Source organism: Paraburkholderia sp. GAS32 (genome assembly GCF_050434225.1).
In the GTDB taxonomy this organism is placed as follows: domain Bacteria; phylum Pseudomonadota; class Gammaproteobacteria; order Burkholderiales; family Burkholderiaceae; genus Paraburkholderia; species Paraburkholderia madseniana.
Genome location: NZ_JBNPVS010000004.1, coordinates 59623 through 73157 on the forward strand (window position 1 = coordinate 59623; position 13535 = coordinate 73157).

At 61.8% G+C, this 13535-nt stretch carries 11 protein-coding genes; 9 read left to right on the forward strand and 2 right to left on the reverse strand.

The features are described from left to right. Positions 1–12 precede the first annotated feature (12 nt). Positions 13–1227: an MFS transporter gene (locus P3T25_RS06165; RefSeq protein WP_408516530.1), complete on the reverse strand. Its 1215-nt coding sequence runs from the start codon at positions 1225–1227 to the stop codon at positions 13–15. A gap of 39 nt (positions 1228–1266) precedes the next feature. Continuing rightward, positions 1267–2415, reverse strand: a complete 1149-nt coding sequence (locus P3T25_RS06170; protein ID WP_408516531.1) for an FAD binding domain-containing protein — start codon at positions 2413–2415, stop codon at positions 1267–1269. Between the two features lie 192 nt (positions 2416–2607). On the opposite strand from P3T25_RS06170, the gene P3T25_RS06175 reads away from it, so the two are divergent. From P3T25_RS06175 to P3T25_RS06215, 9 genes are all read left to right on the forward strand, one after another. Next, positions 2608–3528 carry a LysR family transcriptional regulator gene (locus P3T25_RS06175; RefSeq protein WP_171925548.1) on the forward strand — a complete coding sequence of 307 codons (921 nt, stop codon included), beginning with the start codon at positions 2608–2610 and terminating at the stop codon, positions 3526–3528. A gap of 348 nt (positions 3529–3876) precedes the next feature. Further along, positions 3877–4566, forward strand: coding sequence for a hydrolase (locus P3T25_RS06180; RefSeq protein WP_154558224.1), 690 nt, complete (start codon positions 3877–3879; stop codon positions 4564–4566). Between the two features lie 73 nt (positions 4567–4639). After that, positions 4640–6508 (forward strand): amidohydrolase, encoded by a 1869-nt coding sequence (locus P3T25_RS06185; protein WP_408516532.1) that lies wholly within the window; start codon positions 4640–4642, stop codon positions 6506–6508. 39 nt (positions 6509–6547) lie between these two features. Then, positions 6548–8017, forward strand: a complete 1470-nt coding sequence (locus P3T25_RS06190) for a mechanosensitive ion channel family protein (protein ID WP_171925550.1) — start codon at positions 6548–6550, stop codon at positions 8015–8017. Between the two features lie 194 nt (positions 8018–8211). Next, entirely contained in the window at positions 8212–8853 is a 642-nt protein-coding gene (locus P3T25_RS06195) for an HD domain-containing protein (protein ID WP_154558227.1), read from the forward strand. 27 nt (positions 8854–8880) lie between these two features. Then, a complete protein-coding gene (locus P3T25_RS06200; protein ID WP_408516533.1) occupies positions 8881–9132 on the forward strand; it encodes a DUF1427 family protein in 252 nt (83 codons plus the stop codon). 164 nt (positions 9133–9296) lie between these two features. Then, on the forward strand, positions 9297–10253 hold the full coding sequence (locus P3T25_RS06205) for a VOC family protein (protein ID WP_154558229.1): 957 nt from the start codon (positions 9297–9299) through the stop codon (positions 10251–10253). Continuing rightward, the gene (locus tag P3T25_RS06210) at positions 10243–11772 is read left to right on the forward strand and encodes an alginate export family protein (RefSeq protein ID WP_154558230.1); all 1530 of its coding nucleotides are present in this window, start codon (positions 10243–10245) and stop codon (positions 11770–11772) included. Before P3T25_RS06205 ends, P3T25_RS06210 begins: the two co-directional genes overlap by 11 nt. A 38-nt stretch (positions 11773–11810) precedes the next feature. Further along, complete coding sequence (locus P3T25_RS06215) at positions 11811–13532, forward strand: FAD-dependent oxidoreductase (RefSeq protein WP_171925554.1); 1722 nt, start codon at positions 11811–11813, stop codon at positions 13530–13532. Positions 13533–13535 lie beyond the last annotated feature (3 nt).

A 13535-nucleotide genomic window follows, 5' to 3' on the forward strand; every position in this document is an offset into this window, starting at 1 on the left:
GGAAAGAGGCAGTCAAGCGATGCTGGCGGCGTGCGGACGGCCGATCGCGAGGTAGTGCGCCAGTGCGATGAGCGGGAAGGCCGTGGCTGCGCCGGCGACCAGCGGCCAGCCACCGTGTTCGTAGAGCGGGCTGGCGAGCGCCGAACCGAAAGCACCGCCGACGAAGATGCTGGTCATATACAGCGCGTTCAAGCGGTTTCTGCTCGCCGCATGCAACGCATAGATTTCGCGTTGGCCGAGCACCATGTTCATCTGCACGGCGAAATCGAGGATGATGCCGGTCGCGACGAGTCCGAACACACCCCACGCCGGATGGATCAGTGCGGGCATGTAAGCAAGGGCGCCCACCACGAGTGCTATCAGCGTCGCGCGCACTGTGTGACCCGCATCGGCCAGATGTCCGGCCACCGGCGCCGAGGTTGCGCCGATCGCACCGACCAGCGCGAAGACGGCGATCGCGGTTTGCGAGAGTCCGTAATGCCGCGTCAACTCCACCGGGATCGCGGTCCAGAAGAGACTGAACGAAGCGAACATCAGCCCCTGGTAGAACGAGCGGTGACGCAGAACCGGCATCGTGCGGACCAGGTGGTCGAGCGAGCCGATCAGTTCGAAGTAGGTGGCCTTGTGGTCCGGTTGGCGCGGCGGAATAGTCAGCGCCAGCACGGTGGTGACGATCGCCATCAGCACCGCCGCGGAACCGAACACCGCGCGCCAGCCGAAGTGCCCGGCCACCAGGCTCGAGATCGGACGAGACAGCAGAATGCCGAGCAAGAGGCCGCTCATGATGGTGCCGACCACCTTGCCGCGCGACTCGTCCGGCGCGAGATGCGCGGCGAGCGGGATCAGAATCTGTACGGCCACTGAGCTGAATCCAACCAGCAGCGAGATCGCGAGGAACCAGCCGGGTTGATGAGCGAAAGCCGCGGCACCGAGACTCACGATCGAGACTAGCGCGGTGGTGATCATCAGCTTGCGGTTCTCCAGCAGGTCGCCGAGCGGCACCAGAAAGAACAGGCCGAATGCGTAGCCGATCTGCGTGAGTGAAACGATCATGCTGGCTGTATTGCCGGACATGTGAATGTCCGGTGCGATCAGTTCGGTGATCGGTTGTGCGTAGTACAGGTTCGCGACGATAGCGCCGCAACAGAACGCGAACAACGCGATCAGACTACGCGTCATTTTGACGTGGCCTGTGCCGCCCGCCGTGGTGGATGCCTGGGTTGACATGACAACTCCTTGAAGTAGAAGAACTGGAAAATCCGGATATCAGCGGGCGATGTTCATTAACCGGTTGCCCAGCGAAATACCCAGATCGGTCATCAGCCTGCCGCGTTGCAACTGTTGGTTCTCCCAACGTTTGAGGGCGGTGTCGATCGTTGCGCCGCTGTGCCATGTCGATGACAACGCAAGCGCCAAAGAATGGGCATTGGCCGCGGCCTTCGCGGTGCTGCCCGCCGTGTGTGGACGCGGAACGGATGCGGCGTCGCCGAGCAGGATCGCCCGGCCGAACACCATCTTCGGCGAGCGCAGGTCGACGATGGGTTGCATGAACGGATCATCGGTCGCGTCGGCGAGGGCGCGAAAGGTCGGCGCGAGCAGCGCGCGTGCGTCGTCGCGCAGTTGTGCGATGTCCGCGCTTTTGGTCGTGCCCGGCGGCAAGGAGAACGCGCGCGCAACGCCGTGGCGGTCGACCAGTAGCTCGTCGAGTTTTTCGCGGCTGTATTTGCGGTACCACACCCAGTTCCAGCGGCGCGCTCCGACTGCGGTCGAATCGCCCTCGCCCGGAATCAGATAGGCGAGAGCGGAGTGCCCACCGCCGTCCTGAAACGTGAACCGGTCACGCAGCATGTCCGCTGCGCGCCGCGGCAGATCGGGTTCGTCGACGAGTCCGCGCCATGCCACGTAGCCCGCGTAGGCTGGCAGGATATCGGGCAGCAGGCGCTGCCTGAGGGTGGAACGTATGCCGTCGGCGCCGATCAGCAAATCCGCCTGCTCGCTGCGGCCGCTCTCGAACTGCGCGACGATCTGCTCGCCTTCCATGCGGAAGTCGACAAAGGTCTCGCCTGCGTGCACGGCCGCCGCAGGTAGCGCATTTTTCATGGCGCGATACAGCAGGCTCCATGACGTCTGCATCTGCGGCATGTGCAGTCGTTCGACGATGTTGTCTTCGCGGTCCAGATAGATGCGCTCGCCCGACGCCACGCCAGGCGGGTTCGGCAATGGAACGCGGGCAAAATGGAGCGCATCCAGCACATCCGGCTGAAGCACGACGCCGCCGCCGCGGCTTTCCAGCTCGTTTGGCGATGTTTCGAACACGTCGACCTGCCAGCCGGCCGCCCGCAAGGTGGTGGCCGCGAGCAGCCCACCGAGCGAACCGCCGATCACGACCGCGCGGGGTTTCTCAAGCGATCTCATGCTGCGTTCCTTTGCTCTGCGGAACGCCACGGACAAGTGACGTCGTAGTTGAACTCGACCTGAATGGCTCGCATGTTGCACCCCTCACTAGGTAATGAATGCAGCTTATGCGTTGCGTTGAATTTGTAGAATGTGTCTAAAATGCAACCTGGCGTTGCGTTATTCGCAACCAAACCGTCGATAAGGCCAAGCATGGACAAACTCCTCGCCCTGAATACGTTGCTGGAAGTGGCCGACGCCGGCGGTTTTTCAAAGGCCGCACAACGTCTCGGGGTGGCCACGTCGTCTGTTACGCGTCTGATGGACTCGCTGGAGGTCTCCCTGGGCACCGCGCTGCTGACCCGCACACCCAGAAAGGTCAGCCTCACGGACGCCGGCATTGCGTACGTCGAGCAGGTCGGCAAGGTGCTCGACGATCTGGCCGAAGCGGACGAGAGCGTCTTCGACAGTGGCGCGTCGCCGGTCGGTTCGCTCAGAATTTCGGTACCGTCCACTTACAGCCGCTTGCGGCTTGCGCCGCATCTGGCGGCATTCCTTTCCGAGAATCCGCGCGTGTTTCTCGACGTCGTCGTGGCCGATCACTTTGTCGATCTCGCGCTCGACCGGATCGACGTCGCGATCCGGATCGGGCTGCCCGATCGTGACGCCAACGTGATCGTCAGAAGGCTGGCGAACAATCTGCGCTACGTCGTGGCAAGCCACGACTACCTGGAGCGCAGCGGCACGCCTCAGACACCGCAAGCGCTCGAAGCTCACGAGTGCCTTCGTGTCGCGTACGGCGGCGGCTACCGCACCCGCCAGGTCTGGACCTTCCGGCGGGACAGCGTCGAACAGCGCGTCGAGGTGCGCGGCCATCTGTTGTCGAACAGTCTCGACCTCCTGCTTGAGGCGGTGATGGCGGGGCGCGGCGTCGCCTTGCTGCCCGAATGGCTGGTCGGCGCCGAGATTCGCGCGGGGCGCCTGATGCGCCTCCTCGAGACTTTCGATGCGAGCCCTCATCAAGGTGATGCAGTCGTCTATGCCGCCTATCTGCCCAATCGCCGTCACTCCAGCAAAGTGCGCTCGCTTCTTCAGTTTCTGGAAGCCCGGCTTCATACCTCACCCGAAGGCTGAACGGCGCCGCGCGATGCGCTGCTGCGGTAAGTGCTTCTTTCATGGAGAACCCATTTGATTGTGTCGATAGGTGCAACGTGCGTTCACGACTACGGGTGATTGAAGTGTAGGAATGCCGCGCACATAAAGTCCTGCAGAAAATGTGAAATGTTCTGAGCGGGCGGCGGCGAGGGCCGGGGCGGGATTAGCCGGGCTTCCCTTGTTGAAAGTCTTTTTTAAGAACTATTAAGGTTCTCGGGAAGGATTCTTTAGAAAGCCGTCGATAGAATGGATTTCAGTTTTTCTCGCACTTGAAGCGAGTGCGACATGTCTTCCCGTGTTCACAAATTCTTTAGGACGTACAAAGCCATGGCAAATCCGAAACTCGAAGTTCTGACGCCTGCAAATTCGCAGATCATCTTCATCGACCAACAGCCGCAAATGGCCTTTGGGGTTCAGTCCATTGACCGTCAGGTACTTAAGAACAACGTAGTAGGACTCGCGAAGGCAGCGCGGGTGTTCAACATTCCTACCACTATTACGACAGTGGAATCCGAAAGTTTCTCGGGATACACGTACCCCGAGCTGCTGGACGTGTTTCCGGGCCACAAAGTGCTCGAACGTTCATCCATGAATTCGTGGGACGACCAGAAGGTTCGTGACTCGCTGGCTGCCAATGGCCGGAAAAAGGTAGTGGTGGCAGGTTTGTGGACCGAGGTTTGCAACAACACGTTTGCGCTATGCGCCATGGCCGAAGGCGACTACGAAATCTATATGGTCGCCGACGCATCGGGCGGCACGTCGAAGGACGCGCATGACTACGCGATGCAGCGCATGATCCAGGCCGGCGTGGTTCCGATGACCTGGCAACAGGTGCTGCTCGAATGGCAACGCGATTGGGCGCACAAAGAGACTTACAACGACGTCATGGCGATTGCCAAAGAGCATTCGGGTGCGTACGGGATGGGCGTTGACTATGCCTACACCATGGTGCACAAGGCTCCCCAGCGCGCGGCGGGGTCGCACGAGGTTCTGGCACCTGTGCCTGCAAAGAAGTAAGCAGTCGCCGAGCGCCCGCTTCCCATGAATAGCTCCGCGCGTGAGAAGCGGAGCGCTCCCTATGAGGATCGCCATGACTTCCAATACTTCCGTGCCGACGCCGGCCGAAGTTGTCTTCTTTAACGGCAAGATCGCTACGCAGGACGACAAGCGTTCATTCGCCGATGCGCTTGCCGTCGCGAACAGCCGTATCATCGCTGCGGGGTCTCGTGATGTCGTGATGCGTCACGTGAACGACGCGACGCGGCAGGTTGACCTCAAGGGGCGCACGGTCATCCCCGGTCTGAACGATTCCCACCTGCACATCATTCGAGGCGGATTGAACTTCAACATGGAGTTGCGGTGGGACGGCGTGCCGTCGCTCGCGGACGCGCTCGACATGCTGAAGAAGCAGGTGGCGCGCACGCCGGCACCGCAATGGGTGCGCGTGGTGGGCGGCTGGAATGAATTCCAGTTCGCCGAGGGCCGCGGGCCGACACTCGAAGAAGTCAATGCGATCGCGCCGGACACGCCGGTATTTATTCTGCATCTGTACGACAGCGCGCTCCTGAATGCAGCGGCGCTGCGCGCGGTCGGTTACACCAAAGACACACCTAATCCCCCCGGCGGCGAGATCCAGCGCGATAAGCGCGGCAACCCGACCGGCATGCTGATCGCACGGCCGAACGCCGGCCTCCTGTACGCGACGCTCGCCAAAGGGCCGAAGCTCGCTCCGGAAGACCAGCGCAATTCCACGCTGCATTTCATGCGCGAACTGAATCGCCTCGGCGTGACGAGCGCGATCGACGCGGGTGGCGGCTACCAGGCCTATCCGGATGATTACGCGGTCATCATGGATCTTGCGAAGCGCAACGAACTGAGTGTGCGGATCGCATACAACCTCTTCACGCAGAATGCCAAGAAGGAAATCGAAGATTTCGCGAAGTGGGTGAAGATGACTAAACCCGGCGACGGCGACGATTTCCTGCGCGTCAATGGCGCCGGTGAAATGCTGGTGTTCTCGGCAGCGGACTTCGAAGATTTTCTCGAGCCACGCCCGGATCTGCCGGATACACTGGAAGACGAACTGGAAGCGGTCGTCAAACTGCTGGTGGCGAACCGCTGGCCGTTCCGCCTTCACGCCACGTACAACGAATCGATCGAGCGCTTCCTGAATGTATTCGAGCGAGTGAACGCCGAGATCCCGTTCAACGGGCTGCGCTGGTTCTTCGACCATTGCGAGACCATCACGCAGAAGAACATCGAGCGGGTGCGAGCACTCGGCGGCGGCATCGCGATCCAGCATCGGATGGCCTTTCAAGGCGAGTACTTCATCCAGCGATATGGTGAAGAAGCCGTCAAGCGCACCCCGCCGATTCGCCATATGCTCGATGCCGGATTGCCCGTTGGTGCGGGTACGGACGCCACGCGCGTCGCGAGCTTCAACCCGTTCGTATCGCTTTACTGGATGGTGTCGGGTAAAACGGTCGGCGGCACGGCCATGTATTCCAGCGAGAACCGTCTGGACCGGATGGAAGCGTTGCGCCGCTACACGGTAGGCAGTGCCTGGTTCTCGAACGAGGACGACCGCAAAGGCGCGCTTGTGCCCGGTCAGTTCGCGGACTTCGCGGTACTTAGCGAAGACTACTTCACTGTCGACGAAAGCCGCATCAAGTTCCTGACCTCGGCGATGACGGTGGTGGGTGGCAAGGTCGTGTACGCCGACGATGAATTCGCGCCGCTCGGACCGCCCGATCTTCCGGTCAGTCCGTCGTGGTCGCCAGTGGCGGAATTCGGCGGCTACAGCCGTTACAAGCCGACAGCGGTGGCTTGTGTGGATGGCTGCGTGAATCTGTGCGGCGTGCATGCCCACGCCCACGGCTGGGTGTGGCGTAAAAACGTGCCGGTCAGCGACTCGAACGGTTTCTGGGGCGCCTTGGGATGTAGCTGTTTCGCATTCTGATCGCCACGGGTTCGTGCCACCACGCGAGCGAGGACCACGATGCCGACCCTGACCGACGGTGTGTTGTTTGGCCTGGGCATTCTGGTCCTCGATTTCCTCGCCTGGCGCTTCATGGACCGTAAGAGCGACCGGGGGCGCCTCGCCTTGCGTGCGCTCATGTTCGGGCTGTCGACCTACGTGCTGTTCCGTTCGGGGATGAATCCGCTACGCGCGGCGCCCTGGCCGGACGAACCGCTGCGCCATCTGCTTGCGCAGGTGCTGGAGGTGGTGTGGTGGCTGCAAGGTGCTCGCCTCGTGATCATCGTGCTCGATCGCGTGGTGTTGCCCGAGACGTGGCACCGGGAGCGTCTGTTCCAGGATGTGCTCGGTGCGCTGGTGTTTATGGCCGCCGCTGTGGGGGCGATCGCGTTCGTGCTGCAACTGCCGGTAAAAGGGCTGCTCGCCACGTCCGGCGCGCTCGCCGTCGTGCTCGGCCTCGCGATCCAGAGCACGCTCAACGATGTGTTTTCAGGCGTCGTCCTGAACGCAACGGAGCCGTTTCAGATTGGCGATTGGGTGACGATCGGCGACGTGGAAGGCAAAGTGGTCGAAAGCAACTGGCGTGCGACGAGCCTGCTGAACGGTCAGGGCAATATCGTCGTGATCCCGAACAGCGTGGCCGCACGCACCAATATCGTCAACGCCAATGAGCCGTCGCATACGCACGGCATCAGCATCGTGCTGCCGGTCAAGCCGTCGATCCGGCCCGCGCTCGTGCTGGAGGCGCTCGCCAATGCTGCCGCCAGTTCCGGGGACGTGCTGATCGATCCCAAACCGCTTGTCAGCGTGCGCCGCGCCACGAACGATGCGATCGAGTACGAGATTGTCTGCTACGTCGACGCCTTGAGCAAAAAGATCGGCGTGCGCAATGAGCTGTTCGATCTCGCGCATCGACATCTGCTCTCGCGCGGCGTCGTATTGCGGCCGCTGTCGGTCCCCGAGCCCATTCTCGACGCAGCGGACGAGAAACATCGCTTGCTGGGCAACGTGTTGATCTTCCAGACGCTGGAAGGTGACGAGATATCGCATCTGGCAGCGCAATTGACGAAACATGAGTTCGATGCCGACGACATCATCTATGCCGCGGCGGATGTGGACGGCCATGAACTCCATATTCTGGCGCAGGGCGTTGCGAAAGTGATCGTGCCGAAGGACGGCGGCGAGGTTGAACTGCGAAGGCTCGCGCCGGGTGATTCGATCGGCCAGTCCGGCGTTCTCGCTGGCGTCCGGACCGCTGTTGTCGTGCGTGCGCTGACCCGCGCCACCGTGTTCCGGCTGGACAAAAGCGCGTTGACGCCGGTCCTCGCGCAGCGCCCGGAGGTGGTGAAGGAAATGTGCCGGTTGTTGTCGGAACACCATGCAACCGAGGAAATGGTCCTTGCATCGCCGGGTAGTGCGGAGCAGAGCCCGGGCGGCTTTCTGCAATGGATTCGTGACGGCGTGCGGCGCATTCATGAACTGTCGCTTTGAGTGGATTCGCAGGCGTACTGCGCCGATTAAGTGTTTTTAAGGATTTGCCAAAGTCTTTATGAATTTAATTCGATACGCTGCAATGCACTGGCGCTCCCTGGACGTCGACCGTCCTGAACGTCGCCTGGCTGTGGTACCGGTCTGGCATGCGTATAGAGGCACACCAGGGGCAAAGGCGACACGGAGGAGTTGAGATGAAGAAGACCATTGCCGGCATTGAGATTCCCGATGGCGTAATGGCTCAGGCGGCGACCGATCAGATCCGGGGTACAGAGTCGGAGTTGATGTTTCATCACTCGCTAAGAGCATTTCTGTTCGGTGCGCTGACAGGATATCGCGAGAACCTGACGTTCGATGCGGAACTGCTTTATGTCGCTGCGATGTTTCACAACGTCGGTCTGAATGTGAAGTATCAGCGTTCGCCCTACCGGTTCGAGGTGGACGGCGCGAACGCCGCGCGCGATTTTCTGCGGCAGCACGTCGTTGTCGACTGTCTGATCGACGAAGTATGGGCGGCGATCGCATTGCACACGACACCGGGCATTCCGGAACATATGTCGCCGCTGGTTGCGCTCGTCAGCGCCGGTGTGCAAATGGATGTTCGGGGCGCCGGCCACGACGAATTCACCGTACAACAGCGCGATGAAATCGTGCAGGCCTATCCGCGCGAATCAGGTTTCAAGAAGAAGATCATCGAAGCCTATGCGCGTGGCATGGAGCATCGTCCGGAGACGACGTTCGGAACGGTGAATGCCGATGTACTGGACCGGTGGGATCCGAACTATCGCCGCTTGAATTTCTGCGGGCTGGTGCTGGGATCGGACTGGTTGAATTGAAGGGTGTTTCCGAAAAGGACGAATAGCATGGGCTACATCATTTCTCTGGGAGTCGGCTTCGGCATCGGGCTGCTCTATTGGCTACTCAAGGTGCAGTCTCCGGCACCGCCGCTGATTGCGCTGGCCGGGCTGCTCGGCATGGTGTTGGGCGAGCACGCCATCCCGGTTGTCAAAGCGCAGTTCTTTGTGCAGACGACGGCGGTTCAGGTTACTGGGCCGGTGAAGGACGTCGACGCGAAAAAGACGGTGGCGCCGGGCGCGACGAAGCAGGGCGGCTGACGTGACAGGCACATGTCCTTCGCCTCGCTGAACATCGTTCGTGAATCGACGAAGACAGCGCCCCGGCGCCGATTGCGGGCTGTGCAAACGCTCGGCGGACAACACACAGCGCCTCGATCGGAGGCAGACCATTCAAACATTGCTAACACCTTTTGGATAACACTATGTTCAAGTCGTTTCATCAGCCCCGTTCACTCGCGTCTCTCTGCGCGGCGATACTGATTGGATTGACATCGGTTGCATCCGTATCCGCGTTTGCCGATGCCGGGCCGCCGGAGGTATCGAACGGAAAAGCCGCAGTCGCCGCGAGACAGCCCGACGTATCGGTCGGCGCGCAGTACGACACGACTCACGTGTACGTGGCTTCGGCCGATCTCGACGCGTTCGTCAATAGCTTTCTCGCGACATTCGGCGGCAAGGCATCCCCACGTGCGGTTTTCACGGTAACGCCCACGCCGAGCAAGACCGCGTCGCAGTATGTGCAAACGCCGGTCGGCATGCTCTCGGTGTTCGGCTTCGAAACGGCGATTCCGTATCCGTTCGGCAATGAACGAACCGGATATCTGGTCACCGATATCGATAAGGCGGTGAAAGCCGCGCGTTCGGCCGGTGCCGACGTCGTCGTCGATACGTTCGACGATCCAATCGGCAAGGACGCGATCATTCAATGGCCGGGCGGCGTCACGATGCAGCTCTATTGGCACACCAAGGCGCCGAACTATGCGCCGTTGCAGAGCGTGCCGGACAACCGTGTGTACGTGTCGCGCTATGAAGCGGACAACTTCGTTCGCCGGTGGCTGCACTTCTCGCATGGCAAGGTGGTGTCGGACAACCCGCGTGCGGACGCCGGGGTGATCGGCCGGCCGGGTGAGACGATCCGTGTGATTCGAATCAGCTCGGGATTCGGCCATATGGTCGTATTCGTCACGGACGGCAAGCTGCCGGTCCCGTTCGGGACCGAAACGACCGGTTATACCGTGGACGATGTCGCCCAGACGATCGAGCGCGCCCAAGCGGCCGGCGCGAAGGTGCTTTACCCGCCGTACCACAGCGCAACGGGTACGACCGCGATGCTCGAGTTCCCGGGCCGGTACATTGCTGAAGTTCACGATGGCAAGTGAAGCAAACGTCACGAAGCCGTTGAGAGCACTGAAGGCGCGCAGGCGCGCGCCGCGTGTTTTCGCATTGCGCGCGGCCCGTGCCTTGCTGATCAGCACGGGTCTTGCGGCCGCGCTGCCGGCTTCAGCGGCGGACACCGCGCTCGGCGGGGCTGACGATACCGCCACGACCAATCCCGCCGTGACTGCTGCTCCCGCGAGTGCGTCGTGTGCGCGGCCGGCAATCATGTTCAACCGCTGGCAGGAAAACTGGGGGGTATTGGCGAATCCTTGTGTGCCGAGACGGCCGTTCGATTCGCTGAAGTACATTCCGCTGTTCGGCAATCCCGACGCGTACATCTCGCTCGGCGTGGTGCTTCGGGAGCGCCTGGAGATGAACGACGCGCCGCTGTTCGGTCTCGGCTCGGGGCATGACGACACGTATTTGCTGCAACGTCTGGACGTTCATGCGGATGTCCACCTCGGCCCCCACGTGCAGATCTTCACACAGTTCGAAGACGCGCGCCCCTACGGCAAGGATAACGTCACGCCGGTCGACAAGAATCCGCTGGATTTGCGCCAGGCGTTTGTCGCGATTACCGAACCGCTTGGGCCCGGCACCTTCAAGTTTCGCGTCGGCCGGCAGGAAATGGCGTTCGACTTGCAGCGTTTCGTCTCGGTTCGCGACGGCCCGAACGTGCGTCAGGCATTCGACGCGCTCTGGGCCGACTATGAAACCGGTCCGTGGCGCTGGATCGCCTACGCGACGCAGCCGGTTCAGTATCGCGACAATTCGGATTTCGACGATGTCTCGAATCGCGATCTGACATTCAGCGGCGTGCGCGTGGAGCACAAAAACGTCGGACCGGGCGACCTGTCCGCGTACTATTCCCGCTACAACCGCAGCAACGCGCACTTTCTCGACGCTGTGGGCGACGAACATCGCGACGTATTCGATGCGCGCTATTCCGGCAACGTCAACCATATCGACTGGGACGTCGAAGGGATGTATCAGTCGGGGCATGTCGGCAGCAAGACGATCGGCGCGTGGGCGGTGGGCTCGCTCGCCGGCTACACGCTGACGGCCGTGCCATGGACACCCCGGGTCGGCATCCAGGTCGACGCCGCATCGGGCGACAGCCATCCCGGGGACGGCCGCCTCGGTACGTTCAATCCGCTGTTCCCGAACGGTTACTACTTCTCGCTGGCCGGCTATACCGGCTACTCGAACCTGGTTCACGTCAAGCCGTCGCTCGTCCTTAAACCGAACAGCAAGCTGACACTGCTGGCCGGCGTGGGGTTGCAATGGCGCGAGACCACCGCTGACGCGGTCTACCAGCAAGGCTCGGCAGTCGTGCCGGGCACGGCGGGACACGGCAGTAGCTGGACGGGGTTCTATACGCAGGTTCGCGCTGACTGGGCCGTCGCCGCGAATCTCGCCGCGGCGCTCGAGGCCGTGCATTTTCAGGTCGGACCGTCGCTGCGCGAACTGGGCGCCCGCAATTCCGACTACGTAGGCGCGGAACTCAAATTCGGCTGGTAGAAGCGCTATTTGCCAACCGTGCCAGATGAGGTCATGTTATGAGCACTCCCGATTTATCCGCCGACGCGACGACACTGTCGGAACTCGATACACCGAACTCCTCGCTGGAGTACCGTCGGCACCAGATGTTTCCCCGCCTGTCAGCCGCAGAGATTCAAAGTTTGCGGCGTTTCGCCCGGCCGATGTCGTTCAAGGCCGGCGCACTGATCTTCGAAACGGGGCACGTTGCACTCGGCCTGTTCGTGTTGCTGCGTGGGCGCGTGAGAATCTATTCGCGTGACAGTTTCGGCCGCTCGACGCTCGTGACGGAACATGAAGATGGACACTTCATGGCCGAGATGGCGCAGCTCTCCGGCAAACCGGCATTGATCGACGGCGTCGCACTGACCGATGTCGAGACGCTCGTGATCGAGCCGGAGAGGTTGCGCGCGTTGATCGTGGCCGATGCACAACTTGGCGAACACATCATGCGCGCCCTGATCCTGCGGCGGCTCGGACTGATCGAGCAGGGGCTCGGGCCGATCATCGTGGGTGATGGCGATTGCTCGAAGCTGATGGGGCTGCAAAGTTTTCTGCGTCGCAATGCGTACCCTGCGATGGTGATCGACGCGCGTAGCGATCCCGAGGCGATCACGCTGCTGGGCGGCATGACTACCGGCCCCGACGACTTTCCGCTCGTCTTCTGCCCGAACGGCAACGTGCTGCGCGCGCCCGACGAAGTCCAGCTCGCATCGTGCCTTGGACTCGTGCCGACCTTCGAGCAATCGCACGTCTATGACGTCGCGATCGTCGGTGCCGGGCCTGCCGGACTGGCGGCGTCCGTGTATGCCGCCACGGAAGGCTTGTCGGTTGCCGTATTCGATCAGCGCGCGCCTGGCGGCCAGGCCGGCGCCAGCTCGCGGATCGAGAACTATCTGGGTTTTCCCACCGGTATTTCGGGCCAGGCACTCGCCGCGCGGGCATTCCAGCAGGCGTTGAAGTTCGGCGCGCATCTGGCGATCCCGGGCAAGGTCACAGATGTGAGCCGCCATGAAGGCGTCTTTCTGCTCTCGCTGCTCGACGGGCAGCGCATCAGCGCCCGCACGGTCGTGGTCGCGAGCGGCGCCGCCTATCGGAAGCCGACGGTGAACGGCTTTGATCGTTTCGACGGACGCGGCACGTACTACTGGGCGTCGACAATCGAAGCCAAGCTGGTGAAAGGGCAAGACATCGTGTTGATAGGCGGGGGCAACTCCGCCGGCCAGGCGATCGTGTTTCTCGCCAATTTCGCGCGTAGCGTTCGCGTGCTGATTCGTGGCAAGGACCTCGAGGCCAGCATGTCGAAATACCTGATCGACCGGATCGGCTCCTTGTCTAACGTCACGCTGTGCACGCACTGCACGCTGCGTTCGCTCGATGGCGACGAAGCCGGACTCACTCACCTTCATATCCGGCGTGAAGACGAGGATGCGGACGAAGTGATCGAGACGCGTCATCTGTTTCTCTTTGTCGGCGCGGACCCGAAAACCGATTGGCTCGAATCGAGCGGCGTGGAACTCGACAACAGAGGGTTTGTCGTCACGGGTTTCGCCCGCAGTGAGCATGGGCTGTCTGAAGCAGGCAAGCGGTATCCGCTCGAAACCAGCATACCGGGCATGTTTGCAGTCGGCGACGTCCGTTCGGAGTCAGCGAAACGGGTGGCCGCGGCCGTAGGCGACGGCGCGGCCGTGGTCAGTCAGATCCATGCGTACCTGAGCCAGTTGACGGCCGCCGCCGCGTAGGGA